Annotated in this window: 24 protein-coding genes; 12 read left to right on the forward strand and 12 right to left on the reverse strand. The window is 42.8% G+C overall.

The window, feature by feature from the left end; all coding sequences use genetic code 11:
• Positions 1-208 precede the first annotated feature (208 nt).
• From tsaA to gspK, 8 genes are all read left to right on the forward strand, one after another.
• Entirely contained in the window at positions 209-1,063 is an 855-nt protein-coding gene (tsaA, locus tag IEE84_RS04785; RefSeq protein ID WP_191115047.1) for a tRNA (N6-threonylcarbamoyladenosine(37)-N6)-methyltransferase TrmO, read from the forward strand.
• Between the two features lie 59 nt (positions 1,064-1,122).
• Positions 1,123-2,910 carry a type IV pilus assembly ATPase TfpB gene (gene tfpB, locus IEE84_RS04790; RefSeq protein WP_191115048.1) on the forward strand — a complete coding sequence of 596 codons (1,788 nt, stop codon included), beginning with the start codon at positions 1,123-1,125 and terminating at the stop codon, positions 2,908-2,910.
• Between the two features lie 158 nt (positions 2,911-3,068).
• Entirely contained in the window at positions 3,069-3,857 is a 789-nt protein-coding gene (locus tag IEE84_RS04795) for a TatD family hydrolase (RefSeq protein WP_102094913.1), read from the forward strand.
• 233 nt (positions 3,858-4,090) lie between these two features.
• Positions 4,091-4,774 carry a TetR/AcrR family transcriptional regulator gene (locus IEE84_RS04800; protein ID WP_057759351.1) on the forward strand — a complete coding sequence of 228 codons (684 nt, stop codon included), beginning with the start codon at positions 4,091-4,093 and terminating at the stop codon, positions 4,772-4,774.
• Between the two features lie 379 nt (positions 4,775-5,153).
• On the forward strand, positions 5,154-5,780 hold the full coding sequence (locus tag IEE84_RS04805) for a prepilin-type cleavage/methylation domain-containing protein (protein ID WP_416383475.1): 627 nt from the start codon (positions 5,154-5,156) through the stop codon (positions 5,778-5,780).
• A 38-nt stretch (positions 5,781-5,818) separates the two neighbouring features.
• Entirely contained in the window at positions 5,819-6,289 is a 471-nt protein-coding gene (gene gspI, locus IEE84_RS04810; protein ID WP_224737900.1) for a type II secretion system minor pseudopilin GspI, read from the forward strand.
• Positions 6,286-7,149 (forward strand): type II secretion system minor pseudopilin GspJ, encoded by an 864-nt coding sequence (gspJ, locus tag IEE84_RS04815; protein WP_191115051.1) that lies wholly within the window; start codon positions 6,286-6,288, stop codon positions 7,147-7,149. Before gspI ends, gspJ begins: the two co-directional genes overlap by 4 nt.
• Before the next feature lie 48 nt (positions 7,150-7,197).
• On the forward strand, positions 7,198-8,265 hold the full coding sequence (gene gspK, locus IEE84_RS04820) for a type II secretion system minor pseudopilin GspK (RefSeq protein WP_224737903.1): 1,068 nt from the start codon (positions 7,198-7,200) through the stop codon (positions 8,263-8,265).
• 22 nt (positions 8,266-8,287) lie between these two features.
• On the opposite strand, the gene IEE84_RS04825 is transcribed toward gspK, so the two are convergent.
• From IEE84_RS04825 to ychF, 4 genes are all read right to left on the reverse strand, one after another.
• On the reverse strand, positions 8,288-8,968 hold the full coding sequence (locus IEE84_RS04825) for a TetR family transcriptional regulator (RefSeq protein WP_057759356.1): 681 nt from the start codon (positions 8,966-8,968) through the stop codon (positions 8,288-8,290).
• A gap of 104 nt (positions 8,969-9,072) precedes the next feature.
• Entirely contained in the window at positions 9,073-10,488 is a 1,416-nt protein-coding gene (locus tag IEE84_RS04830; RefSeq protein ID WP_191115052.1) for a deoxyguanosinetriphosphate triphosphohydrolase, read from the reverse strand.
• Positions 10,489-10,762: 274 nt separating this feature from the next.
• Positions 10,763-11,371: a hypothetical protein gene (locus IEE84_RS04835; RefSeq protein WP_191115053.1), complete on the reverse strand. Its 609-nt coding sequence runs from the start codon at positions 11,369-11,371 to the stop codon at positions 10,763-10,765.
• A gap of 128 nt (positions 11,372-11,499) precedes the next feature.
• On the reverse strand, positions 11,500-12,591 hold the full coding sequence (gene ychF / locus IEE84_RS04840) for a redox-regulated ATPase YchF (protein ID WP_102094907.1): 1,092 nt from the start codon (positions 12,589-12,591) through the stop codon (positions 11,500-11,502).
• A 409-nt stretch (positions 12,592-13,000) separates the two neighbouring features.
• On the opposite strand from ychF, the gene IEE84_RS04845 reads away from it, so the two are divergent.
• The 3 genes from IEE84_RS04845 (at position 13,001) to IEE84_RS04855 (ending at position 17,283) form a co-directional block, all read left to right on the forward strand.
• A complete protein-coding gene (locus IEE84_RS04845; RefSeq protein WP_191115054.1) occupies positions 13,001-15,190 on the forward strand; it encodes an ATP-dependent helicase in 2,190 nt (729 codons plus the stop codon).
• Between the two features lie 343 nt (positions 15,191-15,533).
• Entirely contained in the window at positions 15,534-16,781 is a 1,248-nt protein-coding gene (locus IEE84_RS04850; protein ID WP_191115055.1) for an NAD(P)/FAD-dependent oxidoreductase, read from the forward strand.
• Positions 16,782-16,944: 163 nt separating this feature from the next.
• Complete coding sequence (locus IEE84_RS04855; RefSeq protein ID WP_055124581.1) at positions 16,945-17,283, forward strand: RidA family protein; 339 nt, start codon at positions 16,945-16,947, stop codon at positions 17,281-17,283.
• Positions 17,284-17,470: 187 nt separating this feature from the next.
• Here the strand turns inward: IEE84_RS04855 and IEE84_RS04860 are convergent, their stop codons facing one another.
• Positions 17,471-18,283: an enoyl-CoA hydratase gene (locus IEE84_RS04860; RefSeq protein ID WP_191115056.1), complete on the reverse strand. Its 813-nt coding sequence runs from the start codon at positions 18,281-18,283 to the stop codon at positions 17,471-17,473.
• Between the two features lie 210 nt (positions 18,284-18,493).
• Positions 18,494-18,994, reverse strand: a complete 501-nt coding sequence (locus tag IEE84_RS04865; RefSeq protein WP_102094903.1) for a lactoylglutathione lyase family protein — start codon at positions 18,992-18,994, stop codon at positions 18,494-18,496.
• Positions 18,995-19,101: 107 nt separating this feature from the next.
• Here IEE84_RS04865 and IEE84_RS04870 point away from each other — a divergent pair, with 107 nt between their 5' ends.
• Positions 19,102-19,971 carry a LysR family transcriptional regulator gene (locus tag IEE84_RS04870; RefSeq protein WP_191115057.1) on the forward strand — a complete coding sequence of 290 codons (870 nt, stop codon included), beginning with the start codon at positions 19,102-19,104 and terminating at the stop codon, positions 19,969-19,971.
• 95 nt (positions 19,972-20,066) lie between these two features.
• Here IEE84_RS04870 and IEE84_RS04875 read toward each other — a convergent pair whose 3' ends face one another.
• The 6 genes from IEE84_RS04875 to rpsF all read right to left on the reverse strand — a co-directional run bounded on the left by IEE84_RS04875 (position 20,067) and on the right by rpsF (position 24,917).
• Positions 20,067-21,203, reverse strand: a complete 1,137-nt coding sequence (locus tag IEE84_RS04875; protein ID WP_191115058.1) for a glycerate kinase — start codon at positions 21,201-21,203, stop codon at positions 20,067-20,069.
• 112 nt (positions 21,204-21,315) lie between these two features.
• Positions 21,316-22,674: a GntP family permease gene (locus IEE84_RS04880; RefSeq protein WP_228724811.1), complete on the reverse strand. Its 1,359-nt coding sequence runs from the start codon at positions 22,672-22,674 to the stop codon at positions 21,316-21,318.
• A gap of 469 nt (positions 22,675-23,143) precedes the next feature.
• On the reverse strand, positions 23,144-23,383 hold the full coding sequence (locus IEE84_RS04885) for a hypothetical protein (RefSeq protein WP_191115060.1): 240 nt from the start codon (positions 23,381-23,383) through the stop codon (positions 23,144-23,146).
• 355 nt (positions 23,384-23,738) lie between these two features.
• On the reverse strand, positions 23,739-24,245 hold the full coding sequence (gene rplI, locus IEE84_RS04890) for a 50S ribosomal protein L9 (protein ID WP_057759378.1): 507 nt from the start codon (positions 24,243-24,245) through the stop codon (positions 23,739-23,741).
• Positions 24,246-24,265: 20 nt separating this feature from the next.
• Complete coding sequence (gene rpsR / locus IEE84_RS04895) at positions 24,266-24,496, reverse strand: 30S ribosomal protein S18 (protein ID WP_010198808.1); 231 nt, start codon at positions 24,494-24,496, stop codon at positions 24,266-24,268.
• Between the two features lie 16 nt (positions 24,497-24,512).
• A complete protein-coding gene (rpsF, locus tag IEE84_RS04900) occupies positions 24,513-24,917 on the reverse strand; it encodes a 30S ribosomal protein S6 (RefSeq protein WP_101205443.1) in 405 nt (134 codons plus the stop codon).
• Between the last annotated feature and the right edge of the window lie 221 nt (positions 24,918-25,138).

Here is a 25,138-nt window from a genome sequence, read left to right on the forward strand (position 1 = left end):
GCGTCAACGATGACAGCATTACTGCTCATATCATCCAAATGTAAATGACTCTCATCAAATTTCTTGCTCATAATACCAAACTTTAAAATAAAAATCCGTCTAGCAGTGATTGTCTAGCATGATAAAATGGAATATCGTTAGTGAGTAATTTCGTATCATTTGGCAAAACTGCTTTATCAAGGTAGTTTTGTATTACTGGAGTTGGTCTATGCTTGATGAAAATCCCCTGTTAGATAACTACTATCAAGCTCCTATTATTGGCTATCATCGTGCGCCGCTTTCGCAGAAATTTGGTGCGCCGCGCCAGCCAAACCTAGTCGCTTTGACTAGTGTCATTGAGATGTTAGCGCTATATGATACGCCAGCTGCATTTGATGGTTTGGATAAGTTTAGTCATATATGGGTGAGTTGGCAGTTTCATCATAATTATCGATATAAAAATAACAATGAAACCAGTACTAGTTTTCGCGCTCAAGTACGTCCACCAAGATTGGGCGGTAATCAAAAAATAGGGGTGTTTGCCAGTCGCAGTATGTATCGTCCTTCAGGACTAGGTTTGTCTGTCGTCAAGCTCGAACAAGTCAAAATAATTCAAGGTCGTGTATTATTAATTATCAAAGGCGCTGATATGATAGATGGCACACCAATCATCGATATAAAGCCATATGTGGCCTATAGTGATGCGCTGATCCAAGCACAGAGTGGATTTGCACCAACTGCTCCAGAATTATTAAACGTAACCGTGACCGATGCCGCTAACGAACAATTTATGATGTTAGTAAGTGCAGGCGAGTCTAGTAATGCTAATAATGATAAAAGTATTAAAGACGCAAACACTGGATTAAATAGTGCGACAGTTGCGTCTACGGTTCATCGTATACAAAATCAAGTAGTAGCCTCAGATATGAGCATTATCAAAGAATTAATTGCTCAAGACCCGCGTCCAGCTTATCGACGGACAGAGATAGCCACGCCATTTGTTATGCGTTATAAATCGGTTGATGTGAGTTTTCAGTTGATGAAATCAGGACAGCTACAGATAATCGCTGTAGTTGCAATATAACTGGCTTGCATTGATATCATTTTTGACAACACATTGTAAAACAATAGAAGAAGAGAGATATGTCTGCTCAACAGTACTCGATAGTGATTGATTTGCGTTGGTGTCTAGATGAGCTATTGGCAGATAAAGTGATTGACCAACGCGGCTATAACCTAGTCATTACTAGCCGTCGCGACAAAGCGCAGCACCCTCTACTAACGATTAGTGAATTTGGCTTGCCTAATGGCCATGCGACGGACAATAGCGCTGAAAATAAATTAACTTTGGCTTGGCTCAACCAATGGTTGGCGGCTAAAGCAGATATGTCTCTCGTTCGTATTGACCCTCTAAAAGTTGATGTCCCTGCAGTTACACAATTGATGTCATTTGAATATGCACGCTCGCAGCATATTTTGCCGATTGAGGTCGCTATAGACGAAGTGATTATCGGAACGGATCAGCCTTTTTATACTGACTGGCACTCAAGTATTGAAAAATTGATCAAATCAAAAAGCTATCGCACAGTCTATATCAATCCTGAGCAGATCAAACGCTTCCGGCAAGAGTTCTATCAAGTTACCCAAGCGATTGCAGGCGCAAATAGTGTCCATAAGCGTGCAGCTGCCGACGTGACCAATGTCGAAGCATTATTGCAATTGGGCGACAATACTAATCCCGATGCCAATGACCAACATATTGTTAGAGTTGTTGATTGGCTGTTGCAATATGCCTTTGAGCAACGAGCTAGTGATATCCATTTAGAGCCACGCCGTGAAACAGGTAAGGTGCGCTTCCGTATCGATGGTGTGCTCCATACGGTGTATGAGATGCCATTGGCAATCATCGTCGCGGTAACCGCACGTATCAAAATTCTAGGACGGCTAAATGTTGCAGAAAAGCGTAAACCGCAAGATGGTCGTTTAAAGACGCGAACGCCAAAGGGGCTAGAGACAGAACTTCGTTTGTCGACTATGCCAACCGCTTTCGGTGAAAAGTTGGTCATGCGGGTATTCGATCCTGAAGTGCTGGTGCGTTCCTTCGCTCAGCTTGGTCTATCGGGCAAACAGCTTGAAACGTGGCATGAATTGACTGCTCATCCAAATGGGATTATTTTGGTCACCGGGCCTACAGGTTCAGGTAAGACCACGACCTTGTATAGTACTCTCAAGCAGTTAGCGACTGAACAAGTCAATGTCTGTACCATTGAAGATCCTATTGAAATGATTGAACCTGCATTTAACCAAATGCAAGTGAATCCAGGTGTCGATTTAAACTTTGCTGACGGCATTCGCTCCTTGATGCGTCAAGATCCTGACATCATTATGGTAGGGGAGATTCGTGATGCTGAAACAGCCAATATGGCAGTACAAGCCTCATTGACAGGGCATTTGGTGCTCTCGACACTACATACTAACGATGCGCCAAGTTCAATCACTCGCTTGCATGATTTGGGGATTCAGCCATTTTTGACATCAGCGACTATCTTAGGTGTGATGGCACAGCGATTGTTACGTACGCTATGCCCGCATTGCAAAAAAGCAGTAGACGTTGTGCCAGACAGTGAGATTGCTATTCAATGGCAGGAGTTGGTACAACCTTGGCGCGCACCTGCCCCAGCACAAATTTATGTGGCTCAAGGCTGCGAGCATTGTCGACACACTGGTTATCAGGGACGAGTCGGCCTATACGAGATTATGCCATTGTCTAACGAATTAAAAAAACTGGTCGCAGCCGATACAAACTTAGATGTGCTTAAACAACAAGCCTATCGAGAAGGTCTACAGCCATTACGTTTATCAGGTGCAAAACGTATTAGTGAAGGCGTGACAACCATAGAAGAGGTGATGCGAGTCGTGCCTCTTAATTAGTCTCATGTATTAGGCCATGAATTGGGGAATAGTATTTTAAGAGTAGGAAATATGATGCCACTTGAAAACAGCTTCCTTCACAGCAATCAATGCAAATAAGATTCAAATTTTTAATTCCCAGACTTTTAATTGAGAAAGTTTTAATAACGAGATTATTTATGTTTACAGATACTCATTGTCACCTCAACCGTTTAGATTTGACGAAATATGATGGTAAATTATCTGGCGCGATTGACGCCATGAAAACTGCTAATGTTACCCGTGCGATGGCAATCATGTGTGATTTTGCAGAATATGACGAGATTGCCAATATTGTGAGCACCTATGGTGACGAGACGCTAAATCTAGGGATGAGTGTAGGGATTCATCCTTGCGAAGATATCGATGTACTGAAATCAGCAACGGTTGAGCGTCTAGTAGAGACTGCTGATAAAGACCATGTATGGGCAATAGGCGAGACAGGGCTAGATTACTACTGGTCTACAGAAAATAAAAAAGAGCAGCAAGCCAGTCTTGCACGTCATATCCATGCCAGTCAGCAACTAAAAAAACCGCTTGTCATACACATGCGTGACGCAAAAGAAGATACGATCGATATCTTAAAAAGTGAAGGCGCTGAGCATGGTATTATTCATTGCTTTACTGAAGATTGGGAGACTGCGAAACGTGCTTTAGATTTAGGATTTTATATCTCCTTCTCAGGTATTGTCAGTTTTAAAAGTGCCCAAAATATCCAAGACGCTGCACGACATATGCCTAGAGACAGAATCTTGATTGAGACCGACAGTCCATATTTGGCGCCTGTGCCTAAGCGTGGTCGTCCCAATGAGCCCGCCTACGTACCTTATGTCGCGAGCTTTATCGCAGATATGTACGGGTGTGATAGTAACGAGGTTGGAGCATTAACCGCAAAAAACTTTGAAAATTTACTGGCACAGTATCGCTAAAATGGTTATGCTATGACCAGTCAGTCATTTATGTGGTGGTCGTGTAGTTTAATCCCCTTTAGTATTTAATTTACTAAATGTAACTATATGATTATCAATGACTATTTGTAAATATAAGCATATCCCTTTTATGGTATTTCAGCAGTTCTTGTATAGTTTTATACGCTCATTGCCAAATGTACGCACATAATTGATGGTCATATGCTTAATCTTGTCATGTTTTAGGAGAGATTATGAGTCGTCAGCACCAGTTCAAGGCACGAGAAGAGAACATCTTAGCGATGGCAGAACAATTGCTACTTGAGTCAGGCGATGGTGATATCACTTTAGACAGTTTGGCAGATCAGCTCGATTTGGCTAAAGGCACCCTGTACAAGCATTTCTCCAGTAAAGATGAGCTTTATCTGCGTATTATTATTCGTTATGAAGAGCAATTGTTTGAGATTAACCGTATTGATGACTGCCCGTCGGCAGGCGTTGCCCGTATGATTTTTCAGCAGTTATTCAACCCGCAAAAAGCCATGCTATTGAACCAAATCGAAGAGCGTCTGGCAGCATCAGTGACTGGGCTCAATCGTTTGTTTGGTGAGTTATATGATATCCGTCGCCAGCGCATGAAGCGTTTGATTGATATTATTAGCGCATACCTAAAAGATGAGCACAGTAATTTAAGTACTCGTGATTATCTATCGTCTATTTGGGCGATTGGTCAGGGCGGTGCAGGACTATTGAATTCCAGCTTTTACCAACGCTACTTAGGTCGTCGTGATACGCTGCGTTATGCCTTTGTTCAGCAAGTGCTAGAGTTGCCAAGCCATTATCCTGCTGATGATGAAGAGGTCATGGATGAAGACATGCAAGAGCTAGTAGAGCAAATCGATACTGAATCAGAAGAGCACCGCAATACCAACTACTAAAGTAGTTATTGGTAAAATAGCAAGTAATTGTTGGGTTATGAACCTTTCTTGGTTTTAATAAATCGTGTTGTAATGCTTACTATTGCAGCACGATTTGCAGTATTAATTCATATATCTTCTAATATTCTTTAAAATTCCTTTCTCATTCTGCGACAATTAAAATTGGGCTTATAGGTGCAATATGCCGGTCACTGTCAAGACGCAGTCCAGTTCAGCGGCTACTTGCTCTTTTACTCTAATTAGTCAAACGTCTCAGTCCAACTGCTTAGATACAAGACCTACAGACCATTGTCGCCGCTGCGTCTCCATACCAAGGGATGCTTATCACTTATCATCAGTCTCATCAATAAACAGTCGGACACAGGCTGGTTTTACATTGGTGGAAATCGTGGTGGTAGTGGTTATCTTGTCTATATTTGCTGGCATAATGAGTTTGTCTGTCGGTAGCAGTGAATCCCGCAAAAATCGCGCTTTTTATGAGCATCTTACCGATTCGTTGAGCTACGTTCGACTATTATCGGCTGAACGTATGCAGCCGATGGGTTTGCGTATGCAGGCAGATAAGCAAGGTCAAGTAGAGCCAGTCATTGTTACCCTATCAAATCCATATGTCGCGTACCAGACAACAGAGATGATGTCAGATAGCATCGATAGTCAGCCTAAGAATGCTATGGAGCTATCGGCAGAGGTTGCTGGTCTATCAGGCTCTACTGATGAGCAAAAACCAACGCCAAGTTGGGAGGTCGAGTCGGGTATTAGCTTGCCTGAACTACCCACTGGCGTAAGTATTAGAGTTCAAAGTTTGGATTCTAGTGGTTTACAAAATACGGGACGAACCCAAACGTTACAGCCTTGGTTTAGCGACCAAAACGTACCGCAGGTATTGTGGTTTGGTACGGGACAAGCAACGCCTGTCACCATTGAAGTACTTCATGATTCGCGTTTAGTGGGCGAGGTGATTACGATAATGCCAGATGGTAGCATGCGAATCGGACAGGGGTTATAGTGACTAAATTATATAAACCTCCTATGACAAATCAGCCTATGTCACCAAAATTTATATCACTCAAGCCTAGGCGCGAGAGCGGCTTTACCCTTATCGAAGTGATGGTTGCTCTAGCTATTTTGGCAGTGGTAGCAGTCGCGGCGAGCCGTGCCAGTAGTGCATATCTGAGCTCAGTTGATATATTGCGTACTCGTACGCTTGCTCACTTCGTCGCTCAAAATGCCGCTGCTGATTTACGTATTCAAGAGACGTGGCTGACAGTCAACCGCACCCAAACCGTTAATGCACAAGGGCGCAATTGGCAAATAGAAATGACAGTCGGTGACGCCATCACACCTGCCTTAAAAGAAGTAAATATCGCAGTTGCGCCTATTATAGATGGACAGACTCGCACATCGGTCACTGATATCACTGTGATGCTAAGTAATGCTGAGCAAGATACAGGCAGTTTGGATTCGAGTGGTCTAAGCACAATAGATAATAGCGAGCAGGCAGGGGGCGGTCTGTGAGACTTCAGCGTGGTTTCACACTGCTTGAGCTAATGGTTGCCATGGCAATATTTGCGATGTTAGCCGTTGCAGGCTGGCAAGTGTTTGATGGGGTCAATCGTGCTCGTGAGCGCGCAAAATTCCATGCTGACAATCTGGCTGTCCTGCAGTACGCTTATTTACAATTACAGCAAGACATGGGTCAAATCATCCCTTATCAAGCGGCTACTACCCAGAATGTCAGTACAGCGAACAATAATATAAGCAACAGTACTAGTTCAGGTAATAATACTCAATTAAGCGAGCAAATAGATGAAATAGCGCCTGAGCCCTTTATGAGCTTAGATGATGAACATGTCAGCTTTGTACGCTTTGCCGATCCTGATCCACGATATCAGAGTAGCAATAGTCTCCAACGTATCGAATATATTTTTGCGGATGAGCGTTTGATACGTCGCCAGTATAACAGTATGGAAGGCGGGCGTGACAGCGTCAGCCTAGACAGCGTATTGCTCGAAGGTGTCACAGCAGGAAGCTGGCAAGCTTATCTACCAGAGCTAAGTACCAAGTTTCCGAGCGATGACGCTAACAGTGGTGGTAGTATAAATACAGCGGTGAGACAATCAGCGAATACAGCGAGTCCTAAGCCCGCAGCTGCCTTATTACCGAAAGGAATCGCGGTTAGCTTTACATACCAAGATATGCCAATCACTTGGCAATGGGCACTTGCCCCGCAACCGATATCGCATAGCAATAGTCAAAGCACAGCCAATGATACAGATGGTGGTAGCAATGATAATGTTAATAATGACAACAGCGGTAGTGATGGTAGTAACAATAATAGTAGTGCGGATAATAGCAGTGCGGGAACGAATAATTGAGAAGGTAGTGGTTAAAATGTATCAATTGCTCAACAACAAAGGCTATGTATGTCGATGACTGCGAACTCTCAACGCGGTGTTGCGCTGCTGACTATCTTATTACTGGTAGTAAGTATTACTGTGGTTGCAGGGTCGATGCTTGCTAGCCAAAAAATCGCAATTAGGCGTAGTGGTCTGTTATTCGATCAAAATCAATTGCTGCAAGATATCGATGGAGGTCAACAGTTGGCGGTGACGATGATTCGCGCTGATAGCAACCTCAATGATACGGATAGTGCGCAAGATATCTGGGCGCAGCCCATACCACCTTATACATTGTCCAATCATAGTGTCAGCATCGAGCTACGCGATGAGTCTGGTCGTTTTAACATTAATAACTTGTATCAAGGTGGGGCGGCCAACACCACTGCTTTAGCAGTATTCCAACGACTACTCACGCAACTAAATCTAGAGCCTGATATCGCTATTGCTATACTTGATTGGCAAGATGCAGACGGCGAGGTATATCAAGATGGCGGTGATGAAAATACGGTATATGCGCAGCAGTCAAACGCTGTAGCAACAGATGCTCTGCCAAATCAGCCTTTTGTCAGTATCGATCAGCTACTAGAAGTGAAAGGAGTGAGCGCTGAGACATTATCAGTATTACGACCTTATCTTACTGCGGTGCCTTATTATGTGCCTATTAATATCAATACTGCCAGTCCCGTATTGTTAGCCGCACTAGTTAATGGTGCTAACAGCCAACAGATGCAGGCTCTGGTAGATATGCGCGCACAGCAGGCGCTGACGTCTATTGATGCAGTATGGCAATTGCCGATATTCGGCAGTGTGAATGATGAGCAACGAAAAGCGTTAACACCAATTCTCGCAGTTGATAGCCAAGCATTTATGGCGCTTATCACAGCGACTGATAATGCAACTGTCGGTCAGGCGAGAGAGCGTTTTGCTACTGTTTTGATTAGTAAAACTGTCGTTGATAATAATCAAGTAGTTAATAGTAGTGAGGCTGCTAATAATAATCAGGCGAGTAATCGTAGTGAGGTAAACGGTAAAATGCCCAAGGAAGTCAAAGTAGTGACACAACGACTATGGGCATTTCGTCCGAGCTTTTAGCAGATGGTGTAGAGATCGACATTTAGTCTTTTAGACGTGTTTCTTCGCTAGACTTCCAGTTATATGCCCCGTAAAAAAGCATCTGTGCTTGACGAGTACAGTTATGTAGCATCAGCTGTTTGTTCTCTTCGATTTCGTTTAGATCAATCTCGTCATCATGATCTTCCGTGTAGGTCAGCTCTAGCCAATCAATAATCCAAGAGAAGAACATATTTACGCCAGCCTCAGCCAATAGGCGACGGTCATAAGCATTGATATGGGTAAAAGCTGGCTGCAACGCTAAGTCGTCGGCCAAACCTTGAGCATGTATCTTAATCAACTCATTAATGGCTTTGCGTACTGCTTCTGACCCACCATAACGCTCACTGACTAAGAACTGCCAGTAATAAGGCTGATCGCTGACCATATACAAGAATAGCTGAATACTTTTTGCGATTTGACGATCGAAGCTACGTTTACGGCCAATCTGCAGGCTATCACTTAACGTGGCTAACGTACCGCCCAATTCCTCAATGACCAAAGCGCGCCCGAGTGACTCCATATCATCAAAATGGCGATAAAACGCAGTCGGCACAACGCCAACCTCGCGTGTTACTTGTCTGAGACTGATAGAGCTAAAAGATTGCCCTGTCATACATAAATCGAGCACAGCATTAAAAAAAGCGTGCCGAGTTTGAAGTTTTTTTTGTTCGCGACTGCTCATAATATTTCAAAATTGTCCGGTAGGTGTTTATCATACTCATTTCAACGCATAAATACGACTGAAATACGCCATTCGTGTTAATTTACTAAACCTGTACTGGTCTTTTAAACCACTGTGCCCCAATGACCCTGCAGTTCTTGCGCCAGTCGATATGCTTCATGGTCATTCATACCTGTAATAAAATCCAAAATATTTAAGACATTATGATAGATATCGTCAGACAATATGCGGCGATGTTCGTCAAGATGGGGCTGTAGCAATCTTAACAGACGTTGCTGCTCAAAAGACATCGGCGGCTGCATAGTAGCAGATTGAGACCCTATCCAAGCCAGCGGCATAAAGGCATTCAATAGGCTATGCAGGCATTGATTGGCCATCAGCTCCATTCTTACTTTGCTCGGATGATTAAATATTTTTTCGCGTGCCAGTTGCTTAGCTTGATTGATACCATTTTGTACGCTGGTATCGCAATGGGCAAATAGGCTGCCTTGCAACGTGCCAGCTAGCAATGCATCACTGTTGGCTACAAAGGCATCGGTGACGGTATTGACCAACCGCATCATGGCTCGTGCCCGCAGGGAGGCGAGACTTTGTCTGACAGACATATGCGCTGGCAAGTTTACGCTACTCGGACGTTCACCAATCAGCTCATAAAATATCGTGGCGACTTCGCTATAGGTTAGCATATTCAGATTGATGCCATCTTCTAAATCGATTAGCGCATAACAGATATCATCTGCTGCTTCTAGCAGGTAAGCCAATGGATGGCGCGCAAAGCCATCGTGTTGCTCTGAGCGTGGTAAGTGCAAACATGCCGCTAACTCTTCTAGTTGAGACGCCTCGCTATAAAAGCAGCCAAATTTTTGCACGTTATAATGGTTGTCATTGACATCGTTACTGTGAGTTGCTAACCACGGATATTTCATAAAGGCGCCTAACGTGGCACAGGTGAGCCGCATGCCACCCTTGTCAGGATGATGCTCATTACGTGCCAATAAGCGAAATCCTTGAGCATTACCTTCATAAGCCAGTAAGTCTAATCGCTCGTTGCTGCTTAAATTTTGCAAAATCGCTTGCGGTTCAGGCTGCCTAAACCAATCACGAATCGCATACTCTCCAGCATGGCCGAAAGGCGGATTGCCAATGTCATGAGCGAGACAAGCTGCTTGTACGATCACACCGACATCTGCAGGTGAAACTCCTGCTGGTAGGCCGCTACCTAATGCGTCATGGATTTTTTCGGCGGCCATCATTCCCAAAGAGCGACCAATAGAAGAAACTTCTAGCGAGTGAGTCAGGCGCGTATGAATACCGAGCTGATTGGTCAATGGATGGACTTGGGTTTTTTGATTTAACTGGCGAAAAGAGTGAGAAAATACCAGTCTGTCATAGTCTTTGTGAAACTGAGAACGAGTACTGGTATTGGCGTTAAATTTTTTGGAAGCACCAAGACGTTGTGAGTTGAGAAGATGTGACCATTGTGTGGTAGGGGACGACAAGGAGGTTGGTTTATTTAGCATATTGAAACATCCGGAACCAAGGGAACCTCTAGCATAGCAAAATAGCGCCTTTGGTACAGCTATATAGTCAGAGAACTACTAAACGGCTACGGCGTTACCCTCCTTAGAGCTACTATTTGTACAATCTGCAGTCGGCTACCTTGTACCTTTTTTAGACTTCTTTGACTAGAGTTAATGCCCTATAAATTGGATACGGTGTCAGTTTTGCTTAGCCTACTACTGGTAGTGCTTTCATTCGCCTTGCTTGTATCCAAATTATATTGAATCAACTATATTAAGACTTTTGACAGTTAAAAATTACGTCTTCCTTGTCGATAGCTACATCGCTGTCCAGTGTTTTATTGAGCAATGTCGCTTTGTCTCCATTTACTTGCCATATGATGCCGTGGGTATCGTCTAATCCAATATCGCTGGTATAGATGTCTTTATCAGCATCAGTTTCACTATTAGCAGTAGCAGTTAAATCGTATTCGATACCATCGATGAGCAAATGCGCTGTCTGTGGTGTACTGTCGCTATGATAAGAAACACCGATAGTAGCAGTAGGCTCACAAGAGAAAGGAGTGCTGCTGCTGGCATGAGCGGCATGATCGTGACCTGCGTGCGTATGTTCCTCGTGGCTATGACTCTCATGACTGTGATCTTCATGATTAAGCCCTTCATGACCATGTTCCATATTGCTATGCTCTTCGTGGCCGTGATCTTCATGCTCTTTATCATTATGCATTTCATGACCTTGTTCATGCTCGGCGTGATTATCTACTGGTGCTCCTTCAGTTACCACTGCATCGGTATCGCTGTTTGGCTGACAGCCCAATAGAGAGCCTGCCATCACACTACCTAATATAGTAATACTTGCAAGTTTAGAAAAATAAGCCGCCATAATATAAGTCCTCAAATAAGAAAAATAAAGATATGTTATAATATAACATTTAATATATAAAATAAAGCCGATGATGGAGAATATCCAACATCGGCTAATTAACTTTAAATAATCTGTACTACTTAAAGTTACACGTTAAATCTAAAGTGCATCACATCGCCATCTTGCACGATGTAAGTTTTACCTTCTAGACGCGATTTACCAGCAGCAGCAGCGCCTTTTTCACCGTTGTATTCGATAAAGTCGTCATACGCAATGACTTCAGCACGAATAAAACCACGCTCAAAATCAGTATGAATCACGCCAGCTGCTTGCGGCGCTGTCGCACCAATAGCGACAGTCCAAGCACGTACTTCTTTTACGCCAGCGGTAAAGTAAGTCTGCATATCAAGTAAGTCATAGCCACCGCGAATGACTTGATCAAGACCAGCTTCTTCCATATCCATCTCAGCTAGAAAGTCTTTTTTATCGTCTTCATCGAGCTGAGCGATTTCAGATTCGATCTGGTTGCATAGGGCGATGACGATAGAGTCTTCACCAGTGGCATAATCACGAACAGCGTCAAGGTATGGGTTATTTTCAAAACCATCTTCAGAGACGTTAGCGATATACATGGTTGGTTTTAGCGTGATTAGACCATAGCTTCTGATCAGTTTTTTCTCATCAGCGTCTAGGTTAGCAGCACGAGCCGCTTTGCCTTCTGCTAGTAATGGCTCAATCTTTTTGAACACATCAAGCATGGCGCCAGCATCTTTATCGCCGCCTTTTGCTTTTTTGGTCAAGTTAAATACCGCGCGCTCAACAGCTTCTAAATCAGCAAGTGCCAGTTCAGTATTGATGGTTTCGATATCATCAATCGGGCTAACGCGGCCATCAACGTGTACCACATTGTCATCATCGAAACAGCGTACCACATGAGCAATCGCATCGGTCTCACGGATGTTGGCTAGGAACTGGTTTCCCATGCCTTCGCCTTTTGACGCGCCTGCGACTAGACCTGCGATATCGACAAACTCCATCGTCGTTGGTAATACGCGTTCAGGATTGACGATATCAGCCAGTTGCTTTAGGCGTGGATCTGGTACTGGCACGATACCTGTGTTGGGATCTTTGGTACAAAATGGAAAGTTTTCAGCGGCGATACCCGCTTTGGTCAACGCATTAAACAAGGTGGATTTACCCACGTTTGGTAGGCCGACGATGCCGCAATTAAAACCCATAACATTCTCTCAATGTATTAATAAAATCAGTTGGTATAAAGTTTGGTTAAATGATAAATCAAAATTGGGCACATTGTAGCAAATTTACCCGAATAGGGGTGAGGTTGTTACGGTATATGCTCAGGTTTTTACTCGATGATAATACGCAGCTTTATGATAAAAGCAGGTCATATTAGGAGCTTAAACATGAATAAGGCTAATCAATACGAGTGATAAGTAGTTTATGTGGGCTGATAAACCCTATTTTTTAATATGCTAAACTGTCACTCATAGATAAGGGCTTAAATTTCACGTAAATTCAGCATATATATGCTGCTAATTTTAGCAAATCATACTTATCCTAAAGCTATAAACAGTCAGACATAAGCCGATGATATCGCCAAAATAAAATGTAAGGCAATTTTAGACAATGACAACCTCGATTTTTGACACACGCCACTATAAATACCCGCAAAACTTCCTTGAGATGAAGCCTAAACTGACTCGGCTTGAGCAGGCTATTAAAAAGCTAGAGGCAAATTTAATTGATACTGCTGAGCCGACAAATATTAAGTTGTTAAAGCAGAGGCTAGATAGTGGATTGGGGTTAAAGGTCGATTATGCCAGTGAGCTAAATCCCGATCAGTTAATGGCCGCAACTACGATCGAAGGCAAAGTGCTAGTGATTGCTGGAGCTGGCTCAGGCAAGACTAAAACGCTCACGTATCGCACCAGTTATTTGTTAGAGAACGGGGTCACGCCCAAAAGTATCTTGCTACTGACTTTTACGCGTAAAGCAGCGAATGAAATAAAAGATAGAGCTAAGTCTTTGCTAGCAAGCACCTTGTCTAACGATGAGCTGGCTGAAGACAATCTGCCAACTGATAAGCGGCTCAACGATATCACTAGTGGTACTTTTCACTCGTTTTGTAATATGCTGCTGCGCCAATATTCAGGGCTACTCGGTATCAATCCGCGATTTACGATTTTAGATACTGGCGATAGTGAGGATGCTATCGACTTGGTGCATAAAGAAAAAAAGTATCCTGCTCAAACCAAGGCACAGGCCTTTCCGCGCAAAAAAACACTGCAAAATATCATATCGACGTCTAGAAATAGACGTATACATATTCGCGACTTAATCGAAAGTAACTACCCAGATATCGCCGTGCATATTCCTATCATTGAGCAGCTGGCAGTTGACTTCCATGAGTACAAGCGGGCCAATCACTTATATGATTTTGACGATATTATCAGCCAAGTGGTACGTCATTTGAAGACCAATGACACCTTTCGACAGCTACTGCAAAGCCAGTATCGTTACATTATGGTTGATGAGTATCAAGACACTAATATTCCGCAAAAGCAGCTAATCGACTTAATATGTGAGCCTGAGTCGGTATCGCTGATGGTAGTCGGTGACGACAATCAAAGCATCTATGCCTTTCGCGGTGCCAATTATGAAAACATTTTGCTATTCGGTGAGACTTATCCTCAAGCCAAACTTATTAAGCTTGAGCAAAATTATCGTAGCTCGCCATCCGTTTTAAATTATATCAATGCGTTGTCCGCGCAAATCACGCTAGGCTATCAAAAGCAGCTGTATTCTGATGCGCCGATAGAAGGACACAAACCAATATTTCGACGACTCAGTGATGAGCCAAAAGAAGCGGGCTATATCACTGATAAGATCGTCGCGCTTAAGCCAGAGTATGACTACAACGACTTTGCGGTATTATGCCGTACGTCTTTTCAGTCCAATTACGTACAGCTAGAGTTTATGGCGCGCAATATTCCCTTTATCGTGGTGGGTGGTATCAAGTTCATTGAAAGACGTCATATCAAAGATGTCTTAGCCTTTGTAAAAATACTCTACAACCCAAATGACACAATTGCTTGGCATCGTATTTTAACTTTGTTTAAAGGGGTGGGTGCAGTGACGGCGACGCGCTTAACCCAAGCCATTACTGCTGACAATAATGCATTCGAATCCTTACTGGCCGCGCCTTTTGCAAAAAAGAGCAATCAGCTAGAACCTCTATATCATGCGCTTACCAAGGCACAGCAAGCTGAATCGGTCGAGACAGCTATTGAGCATATTCTTGAGTTTTATATTCCAGTGTTAAAGCTGATTGAAGAAAATTGGCGTGAGCGTACCGAAGATTTTCGGGTGCTAAAGAACTTAGCGACAGAGCACACAAGCCTTGATAGCTTTTTAGAAAATCTCGCTTTAGACCCACCTAATGATTCGGTGGCTGTGATGGACAATTCGGATAATGGACAAGACAGTAGCAATGACAAAGTCACTATCTCCACCATTCATAGTGCTAAAGGCCTTGAGTGGCCAGTAGTGTTTGTCAACTCATTGGTAGATGGCATCACGCCGCATCATCGTTCTTTGGATGACTTTGAAGCATTAGAAGAAGAGCGTAAGCTGTTCTATGTTGCCTGTAGTCGTGCAAAGACACAGTTATATCTGACGGCACCGAACTACTTCTCTAGTTATTCTGGATATTTTGATAAGCCGTCACGGTTTATCGCTGAGCTATCTGCGGACGAGGTAACGGTTGAGACGACAAGGCGAATCATGATCGAAGACGATGACCCAGTTTGGTGGTAATAAGCTGTGTTTAGTTGATTATCCAATCAATTAACCATAAGCTAATAAGGCTATTCAGTAATATAGATAAGTGAACGTTCAAATACTTGAACGTTTTATAACCAAAAACATTAGATAATTTGCCGCGATTCTCAATAAAATTGTTGCTAGATTATTGCTCAAGGCCAGTATTATTCCTATCAAAAATACCTTCTCAAAAACCCCATAACCAAAAGTATGTGACGCAAAAATATTTCTAAGATAAGGGTTTCAAATTTATCCTAATGCGTTACTATTACCACCTAATTCTGTTAGACCCTTATATTTGATACTCTGTATTAACACCCTAAGAAAAGGATAGGTTATGCGCTACGAAGTTATCGTTATCGGTGCAGGTATGGTTGGCACGTCAATCGCGTGGCATCTACAAAAAAATAACTCAAATGTATTATTGTTAGACAAAAAATTGCCAGGGTCAGAGACCTCATACGGCAATGCAGGATTGATTCAGCGCGAAGCCATTCATACACATCCTTTTCCTCGTCAGCTGACAGAAATGATCAGAGTGTTGCCAAACCAAGGAACCGATATTCGCTATCGTATCCCGGCCATTTTGCGTTATCACCAAGCGCTGCTTCAGTACTGGAAATACTCTACACCTGCTTCAGTCAAAAAGATTGAATCAGAGTGGCAGACGTTGATTGAGCATTGTACCAGTGAGCACCAAACTATGATTAGCGCCTCTGGTGCTGACGAGCTCATTACTCGTGATGGTTGGTTGCAATTGCATCGCTCAGAAGAGACATTTAAAGAGGCGCAAGTATCAGCAATCGACGCGCGTAACCAAGGTGTTGAGCATAACGTACTGAACCTTGAAGCGCTAAAAGCAATGGAGCCTAGCGCCAATTTCGAAGGTTTCGTTGGCGCGATTCATTGGAAAAACTCTTGGCAAGTATCAAACCCAAGCTCGCTAGTAAAAGCTTATGCAAAAAACTTCCAAGATATGCAGGGTACGATCAAAGAAAGCGATGTGAAAGAAATCGTAAAAGATGGCGAAGGCTGGAAAGTTATCACTGATAACGATACCTACTATAGTGATAAATTGGTCATCGCAGCAGGCCCATGGTCTAATGATTTGATCAGACCACTTGGTTATAACTTGCCACTATTCCCAATGCGCGGCTATCATCAGCATTTCAAAGTGACAGAAAAGAACACCATCAATCACAGTATGTTTGATATGGACAAAGGCTTTGTGATGGGGCCAATGCAGCAGGGTATCCGTATCACTACTGGTGCTGAGATGACCACAATGAATGCGCCAAAGAACTTTGGTCAGTTAAAAACTGTATTGAAGCTGGCTAAAAAAATCTTGCCACTAGAAGATGCAGTTGAGAGTGAAGCATGGGCAGGTTCACGTCCTTGTATGCCTGATATGAAGCCAGTCATCGGTCCTGCTGACAAGCATGACAAACTATGGTTTGCATTTGGTCACAGCCATCAAGGCTTTACCTTAGGTCCAATGACAGGTCGTCTGGTTGAAGAGATGATCCACGATAAGCCTACATTGGTCAATCTTGCACCATTTAGCGCTCAGCGTTTTTCTAACTAAGCGCGTATCTAATATATAGTTGATCCAATTTAAGAGCGGTACAAGGCAACCGAGTGCAGATGTATATGTCATACTTCAAGCGAGGTTAACGCTGTAACGCTTTTATAGTGGATTGACTATAGTTAGCACAGAATTAAATTAATAAATAAAAGGTATAGATATGATTAAGAAGCTACATAGCAATCAGCGTATGAGCAAAACCGTAATCCATAACCAGACTATCTATTTGTGTGGTCAGGTCGGTAATGCAGAAGACGATATCAAAGCGCAAACGTTGACTTGTCTAGAAAAAATCCAAACGCTATTAGAAGAAGTGGGTAGTGATAAATCAAAGCTACTATCAGTAACTGTCTGGATCAAAGACATGGCAGACTTCGCTGCTATGAATGAAGTCTATGACCAATGGTTTGAAGGCATACAGCCACCAGCGCGCGCTTGTGGTGAATCAGCGCTTGCGCGTCCTGAGCTATTGGTTGAGATGATTGCTATCGCTGCCGAGTAATAAACGGCTCGCAGTACTTGTAGTATCGGTATTAAATAGAAATAAAAAAGGCCATGATAGCGATATCATGGCCTTTTCTATGCGTAGCAATAAGCCAACTCGATTATTGAAAAGGAATATGCTAGCTTTTTAATCCAAGCACACGCCGTATAACGTCAGCGAAGCAATACAATGATTATTATAGGAATTAGCATCCTTTCCATACTGCTTGGCGTTTCTCAATAAAAGCATCAATACCTTCGCCCACATCGTCTGCCATCATATTGCAAGTCATTACCTCACTGGCATAGTCATAAGCGTCTTCGACACTCATATCCAGCTGCTTATAAAACATATCTTTGCCAGTTCTTACTGCTACCGGAGACTTGGCAGTGATTGCTGTTATCAGTGATTGTAGTGTTTGATCGAGTTGCTCTGCTGGCGCAACTCGATTGATCAATCCATATTGCAAAGCGGTATGCGCATCGATAAATTCACCTGTAATTAGCATCTCAAATGCCTGCTTGCGGGGCAAATTACGACTGACGGCTACAGCAGGCGTGGAGCAAAAAAGTCCCACATTTATCCCAGAAGTAGCAAATTTTGCATTATCAGCGGCAACGGCTAAGTCACAAGCTGCGACTAGCTGACATCCTGCAGCGGTAGCAATACCTTGTACTTTCGCGATAACAACTTGCGGCATACGATTGATGGTGAGCATCATTTTGCTACATTGCTGGAATAAGGCGCGATGAAACGCTTCATCGTCGTGGGCGCGCATTTGTTTTAGATTATGACCCGCACAGAACGCCTTGCCAGTCGCTTGAATCACGACCACTCTGATCGTATCGTCTTGAGCGATATTGTCCAGTTCTGCTTGCATGGCAGATAGTACTTCAACGGACAACGCATTGAATTGTTTGGGTTGGTTTAAGGTAAGCGTGACCACGCCACTATCTCTATTGTCTTCTCTAATAACCAAAAGGTCATCTATGTCTAGAGTGGTGCCTAATTGAGTCATTTATCATCCTTGATAATGGGTTGGTTTATAGTTTTATATATAGCTGACTAAATAGTAGCATGGCTCATATTCTATACAATAGATGACTGACATAGAAAGCGCATAAAAAAATAGCGCACTCAGATGATGAGTACGCTATTGGTTTTTCGTTTAGATATAAGCTAAATTTATACTAAGTTAAATTCATACTAAGCTGTATTTATATTAAACCTAGTATGCGCCTTCGCTATAGATAAGCTCGTAGCTATGGCTATATATCTCGACGATGTTACCGAACGGGTCTTCCATATAAATCATGCGATATGGCTTTTCGCCAGGGTAGTAGTAACGTGGTTTTTCCATACGCTTTTTACCACCTGCTGCAACCATACGCTCAGCCAGTTCTTCAACATTTGGATCTTGAACGCAGAAGTGAAAGATACCTGTTTTCCAATATTCAAAGTTATTTTCAGGGTTTTCTTGATTTTTGAATTCAAAAATCTCAACACCGATACGGTCACCAGTAGATAGGTGAGCGATACGAAAGCTGCCCCAACCAGCACCGAATACTTCAGTACACATCTCACCGATCGGGCTATCATCTTCGATAATCTCAGTTGGTTCCATGATGGTGTACCACCCCATCACCTCAGTATAAAATTTTACAGCAGCATCTAAGTCAGGGACTGACAGACCGATGTGCGAAAAGCTTCTTGGATAAACGTTGTTCATAATTTGTGCTCCTGTTTGCTGTACTCTTGTTTAACGTGAGACCAGTATACAAATGCACCTTCATTATGTAAAATTATCAAATATTATAAAAATAAGTATAAAACGTAATGATTAATGTCACATGGCTACGCACCTTTTGCACGCTTGCTGAAGTTGGGCACTTTACCCGCACAGCTGAACGTCTATATATGACGCAGTCTGGTGTGAGCCAACACATAAGTAAGTTAGAAGAGCAACTAGATACGGACTTGTTGATTCGTCAAGGAAAGCAGTTTTCATTGACCAATGCAGGTGAGCAGCTTTATAAAGAAGCAGGCGAGATATTGCAGCGATTATCAAATTTAGAACAGCGCATCGGTGAAGATCCACCTTATGAAGGATTGGTGCGGTTGATGTCACCGGGTAGTGTGGGACTTAAACTATATCCGCAGCTTTTGACACTACAGCAGCAGCATCCAAAACTAGTGATTGATTACCGTTTTGCTCCAAATTCTGATATTGAGCGGGCGCTTGCAAATCACGAGATTGATATTGGCTTTATGACGGATATCTCAGACGATGAAACGGTTAGTTGCAAACCTATGGCGCAAGAAGCATTGATACTAGTAACCCCTGCGGCTACAGTAGAGCCTAGCTGGGAGCAGCTTATGGCACTTGGATTTATCGATCATCCGGATGGCGCCCATCATGCAGGCATGCTACTGACTGCCAATTATGAGCAATTTCAGCATATCAATGATTTTGAGAAAAAAGGATTTTCGAATCAGATAGGGTTAATCTTAGAGCCAGTCAGCAGAGGATTAGGCTTTACTGTTTTGCCAGCACATGCCGTGGCTGCTTATTCAAAGCCTGAGCTGATTAACAGTCATCATTTACCAGTTGCCGTTAGCGAAACGCTATATCTGGCAGTCAGACGACAGCAAGCACTTTCTAATAGAATGCATACGGTCATTGACGAAGTAAAAAAATGGCTATAGACATGTTAAGAATGATAAATGCACAGCTAACGAAGGGTTAATCGAAAGTTCAATAGCTGTGCGTTTAGTGGAGGAGGTTCATTGATAGGTTACGTCTATCTTAAAGTCTGCCCAAGTTTGATACTTGCAGCGATATTAGCAGCAGTCGTCTCAATATTGTTGTAAGCAGAACCCAACACATTATCAATCGTGTCTACTTTTTGGATACTCGGCATGACCACATTGAACTGACTGGTCTGGGCAGGTTTTAGTCCATCGACGCTGCCGCAGATAGCAATGACAGGTGTACGGCTAGCCTTAGCGATTTGGCTGATACCGCCTGCCACTTTACCCATGGCTGTTTGCGCATCGAGCTTGCCTTCGCCAGTGATGACGAGATCAGCCTCTGCAATATGCTGTGACAGGTGAGCCACTTCGGCAACCGTATCAAAGCCTGACTTTAGCTGAGCTTGAAAGAACGTCATCATCGCATAACCAAGACCGCCAGCAGCGCCAGCGCCTTCGACATGTTGACAGTCTTCATAGCCATGCTGTCCACATATGGTCGCAAAGTGACTGAGTGCCTTGTCCAAGGTATTGACTTGCTCTGGACAGGCGCCTTTTTGTGGCCCAAATACTGCGCTTGCACCTAGCAGACCGCATAATGGATTGGTCACATCACAAGCAACCTCGAATACCGTGTCTGATATCTTTGTATGAAGGCTAGTATTATCGAGCTTATGTAAGCTGGCAAGTGCGCCACCACCATGAGTCAATAGGCTATCATTGATGTCATGAAATGTTATGCCTAGCGCCATTAGCATGCCAAGTCCTGCATCATTGGTTGCGCTACCACCTAGACCGATAACGATACGCTTAGCACCTTCTTCTAACGCATCTTCGATCAGCTCCCCAACACCATAACTACTCGCAATAACGGGATTACGCTCATCGGCTGTTAGTAGATGCAATCCGCACGCTTGAGCCACTTCGATAACAGCAGTCGCATCAGGCAATAACAGATACTTTGCCGTAATCGGTCTCATTAATGGGTCATGTACTCTGACTTCTTTCCAGCGCCCGCCCAATACATAAGACAATACCGCTGAGGTGCCTTCGCCGCCATCGGCCATTGGCAACAGCTTATAGTCAGCATCTGGAAACACTGCGCTAAAGCCAGATTGAATGGCATGGCACACGTCCAGTGCTTCTAAACTTTCTTTAAACGAGTCAGGGGCGATCAAAATTTTCATACGGCTCTCTTTGAATATCTTAATGACACGATCATTGCGATAGTGTCATGTTTTAAAACGTTTATTTAGCAATCATCAAATAAACGTATGTATAAGTACCCAATTTCATGAACTAGATAAATACTAGGGTCAACAACCAGATAAATACGATGCTAGTCACACCTTGGATACCAGTAGCCATTGAATGAGCTTTGTACGCTTGTGCCACGCTCATACGACTAAACTGGCTAACAATCCAAAAGAAGCTGTCATTGGCATGTGAGATAGTCATAGCACCAGCACCAATTGCCATCACGCAGAACACGCGTCCAAGTTCGCTGTCTAGGCCAATCTGGCTCAATAGTGGGGCAACCATAGCAGAAGTCGTAACCAATGCGACTGTGGTTGAGCCTTGTGCTGTTTTTAGCGCAGCAGAGACGATAAATGGCATGAAGATACCTAAACCCAAAGCAGATAGCGTCGAACCTAAGTAGTCACCGATAGGTGTCACTTTTAGCATGGCACCAAATGCACCACCAGCACCAGTAATCAATAGGATAGGGGCTGCTACTACCAAACCTTGCGAGATACTGTCGCTGATTTCTTGCGTTTTTTGACTTGATTTAATCAAGAAAAACGATAAGAACAAACCGATAAGTAGTGCAGTCAATGGATTACCAATGAATATCAAAATCTCCGCTACCATGCTACTGCCAAATGGTGCGCTTGGGAAGTTAGCAACCGAAGACAGGCAGATTAATATGATAGGAACGATAATCGGTAGGAAAGCCATTGTTGCTGAAGGCAAGTGGCTGTAATCATCACGAGTTTTAATTCCTTCAGGCATTGCGGCTGTAGGAGCATCTGCCGCATTGATATTGTCAGGAGTAGCGTTAAGGAAGCGATTAGACCACCACCAGCCAGCTAGTACCGCAACCGCTGTCACCACCACACCGACCATAATGACCAAACCTAAATTTGACTCTAGACCTAAGTTACCTGCCGCTGCGATTGGGCCTGGCGTCGGCGGGACAAAGGTATGGGTAGCGTATAGACCAGTGGCCAAGGCAATGCTCATCGCGACACTTGATACATGTAAGCGCTCAGCCAAAGACTCTTTTAGAGAGTTCAAGATAATATAGCCAGAGTCACAAAATACAGGTATAGAAACGACTGCACCGACGATAGACATGGTCAAAGTAGGGAAGCGTGGCCCCAATACTTTGATGACTGACTCTGCCATTACGATAGCAGCACCCGTTTTTTCAAGGATTAAGCCAATAATCGTACCAAATACAATCACAAGACCGATATAGCCTAAGATACCACCGAAACCATCAGAAATCGTTTTGGCGACAGTGTTAAGTGGTACTTGATAAAATAGCGCGACCAAGAAAGCGGACAGAATCAACACTAAAAAAGGATGCCACTTTAATTTTGCGGTAGCGAAAATAATAAAAAGAATGGTCAGCACAAGCCAAAATACAATCATCACTGTCTCAATATGGTTTATATCTTAATTGATTACCAATGCAATACAGCCAATTATATCGAGATTAAATACGGTATATAACGTGCTAAGTCTACTCTGTGTAGTACTTTCACAGGCTTTTACCATGTCTATATTTAAACGATATCGAACCAACTATCTGCATCACTAACGATACGAAATTTTAAAGGGGCATATTTTATAGCAAATAGACGTCGCTAGGAAATAGATTCGTTAAATAGTTGGCGCTGTTGACAAAAAATCGAGAGATACTTAATTTTGAAATGACGGAAGTTAGTAAGAAAACGTCGAAGAATCTAATGGAAATACTTATATAACTAGTAATTGCTAATACTTCAAACCAAAAAAAACTGGCCATTTATAATGACCAGTTTTTATCTAAACAATATTTACCTACCTGAGTAATAATTATTCTTAAGATAGGTATTTTAAGAAATGCCCTTATTGATAATTAGGCAATCTTATCAAAAAAAGCTTTGTTATTGGTAGCAGTTTCAGTATCAAAGCTGACGTAAATGCCCTGATCATCCAACGTGGCATACCAATGATCATCGTTGCCACTGGTCAACAGCTGAAAGTATTTGTCATTGACTATTCTGCCAACTGTATATACTTCACCTTCGGAGTAGTATGCATTACCTTGGATGCAGATAAGCTTATCATTGGTATGGATGTTATTATTTTCTTTCATGTTCTTGCGCCCTACTAGTACATTAGATAGCAGTAGATTATCAATTCTGCTAATAGTAATAAAGATGATTATATAGGCAGTATCTTGTTGTTTGGTATAGCGTTTTTAAAGTAGTTGTTGCATTTAGTTACTACAACATTGCATAGACAACACCGCTATCATAGCAATAGATTTTTTGAGAATCCTAAGCTGTTTAGGAATATATAAAATCCTAATTTATCGAGATAAAGGAGTGCAAGTTAGCAATATAAATAGTCTAAACACATAGACTTTAATGTCAAAAATGACGCACGTAAAAAAAGCCAGCAACCTAAGTTGCTGGCTTTTTGCAGACTGAGTCTAACTACATAGAAGATTACTCTTCAGAATAGTCTTCTTCAGCAGCTTCTTCGTCAGCTGAATCTTCGTTGTTACCATCTTCAGAAAGAATAGTAACTAAGATGCTAGCAGTAACGTCATGGTGTAGCTGAATATCAACATTGTATTCGCCAACTTGACGTAGAGTGCCTTCAGGTAGCTTGATTTCAGCACGGTCTACTTCTAGACCTGAGTTAGTCAATGCTTCAGCGATATCGCGAGTACCGATAGAGCCGAATAGCTTGCCTTCGTCACCTGATTTAGCACGCATGATAACATTAACGTCAGTCAATGCATCAGCACGCTCTTGAGCAACAGCGATCTCTTTTGCTTCTTCAGCTTCAAGTTCAGCACGACGTGCTTCGAACTTTTCAATGTTAGCTTTAGTAGCGGGTAGTGCTTTGCCCTGAGGGATAAGAAAGTTACGTCCGTAACCTGGTTTTACATCGACAGTTTCACCGAGTTTACCAAGGTTGACGATACGCTGTAACAAAATAATTTGCATGAGTCATTCCTAGTTAGCGGTTAACCTTGATGGTTATCAGTGTATGGAAGTAGCGATAAGTAACGAGCTTGCTTGATAGCAGTCGCTAATTGACGCTGATATTTAGTAGATGTACCAGTAATACGGCTTGGTACGATTTTACCATTATCACTAATGTACTGTTTTAGCAATTCAACATCTTTATAGTCGATGTGAGTGATGCCTTCAGCAGTGAAACGGCAGAATTTGCGACGGCGATAGAAACGTGCCATGAGTATTCTCCTTTAATTAGTCTTCACTGTTGTCGTTGTCGTCATTATCGTTTTCACGATTGTCTGGACGACGAGTAGTTGCTTTGCGTGCGCGTTTTTCATCGGCATTCTTGGCTAACTGCGACTCTTCAGTGACAGCTTCGTCACGGCGCATAACTAGACTACGAATGATCGCGTCGTTATAACGGAATAATTCTTCAAGTTCAGCTAAAGTTTCACCGTCAGTTTCAATGTTGAAAAGAACGTAATGAGCTTTGTGAATCTTGTTGATTGGATAAGCCAGTTGACGACGGCCCCAATCTTCTAGACGATGGATAACACCGTTGTTGTCTTGAACTAACTTGATGTAGCGCTCAACCATGCCGACCACTTGGTCGCTTTGGTCTGGGTGTACAAGTAACACCAGTTCGTAATGTCGCATTATGACTCCTTACGGATTAGTAGCTATTAACCCTATGTTAATAGCAAGGAGATTTATAAGGTAAGCCCAATTCTAATCATATTTTATAGAAAACAATCAAGAATAAGCTTAGTTTATAAAGCGCCGTATTATAACAGTACTCGGCAACTAACACAAAGGTTAATCACCAAGCTACTGCCAATAAAATATAAAAAGAGGCTAAATAAGCTTTGCTAAATAAA

It is taken from the genome of Psychrobacter sp. 28M-43 (assembly GCF_014770435.1).
In the GTDB taxonomy this organism is placed as follows: Bacteria; Pseudomonadota; Gammaproteobacteria; order Pseudomonadales; family Moraxellaceae; genus Psychrobacter.

Coding starts and splice junctions, on each gene's coding strand:
- rpsF (WP_101205443.1), bottom strand. CDS start 24,917: ATGCGACATTACGAACTGGTGTTACTTGTACACCCAGACCAAAGCGAC.
- IEE84_RS04800 (WP_057759351.1), top strand. CDS start 4,091: ATGAGTCGTCAGCACCAGTTCAAGGCACGAGAAGAGAACATCTTAGCG.
- IEE84_RS04870 (WP_191115057.1), top strand. CDS start 19,102: ATGATTAATGTCACATGGCTACGCACCTTTTGCACGCTTGCTGAAGTT.
- IEE84_RS04795 (WP_102094913.1), top strand. CDS start 3,069: ATGTTTACAGATACTCATTGTCACCTCAACCGTTTAGATTTGACGAAA.
- tfpB (WP_191115048.1), top strand. CDS start 1,123: ATGTCTGCTCAACAGTACTCGATAGTGATTGATTTGCGTTGGTGTCTA.
- IEE84_RS04825 (WP_057759356.1), bottom strand. CDS start 8,968: ATGAGCAGTCGCGAACAAAAAAAACTTCAAACTCGGCACGCTTTTTTT.
- IEE84_RS04875 (WP_191115058.1), bottom strand. CDS start 21,203: ATGAAAATTTTGATCGCCCCTGACTCGTTTAAAGAAAGTTTAGAAGCA.
- IEE84_RS04830 (WP_191115052.1), bottom strand. CDS start 10,488: ATGCTAAATAAACCAACCTCCTTGTCGTCCCCTACCACACAATGGTCA.
- IEE84_RS04880 (WP_228724811.1), bottom strand. CDS start 22,674: ATGATTGTATTTTGGCTTGTGCTGACCATTCTTTTTATTATTTTCGCT.
- IEE84_RS04850 (WP_191115055.1), top strand. CDS start 15,534: ATGCGCTACGAAGTTATCGTTATCGGTGCAGGTATGGTTGGCACGTCA.
- rpsR (WP_010198808.1), bottom strand. CDS start 24,496: ATGGCACGTTTCTATCGCCGTCGCAAATTCTGCCGTTTCACTGCTGAA.
- IEE84_RS04845 (WP_191115054.1), top strand. CDS start 13,001: ATGACAACCTCGATTTTTGACACACGCCACTATAAATACCCGCAAAAC.
- gspK (WP_224737903.1), top strand. CDS start 7,198: ATGTCGATGACTGCGAACTCTCAACGCGGTGTTGCGCTGCTGACTATC.
- tsaA (WP_191115047.1), top strand. CDS start 209: ATGCTTGATGAAAATCCCCTGTTAGATAACTACTATCAAGCTCCTATT.
- IEE84_RS04860 (WP_191115056.1), bottom strand. CDS start 18,283: ATGACTCAATTAGGCACCACTCTAGACATAGATGACCTTTTGGTTATT.
- ychF (WP_102094907.1), bottom strand. CDS start 12,591: ATGGGTTTTAATTGCGGCATCGTCGGCCTACCAAACGTGGGTAAATCC.
- gspI (WP_224737900.1), top strand. CDS start 5,819: ATGTCACCAAAATTTATATCACTCAAGCCTAGGCGCGAGAGCGGCTTT.
- IEE84_RS04835 (WP_191115053.1), bottom strand. CDS start 11,371: ATGGCGGCTTATTTTTCTAAACTTGCAAGTATTACTATATTAGGTAGT.
- IEE84_RS04885 (WP_191115060.1), bottom strand. CDS start 23,383: ATGAAAGAAAATAATAACATCCATACCAATGATAAGCTTATCTGCATC.
- IEE84_RS04865 (WP_102094903.1), bottom strand. CDS start 18,994: ATGAACAACGTTTATCCAAGAAGCTTTTCGCACATCGGTCTGTCAGTC.
- rplI (WP_057759378.1), bottom strand. CDS start 24,245: ATGCAAATTATTTTGTTACAGCGTATCGTCAACCTTGGTAAACTCGGT.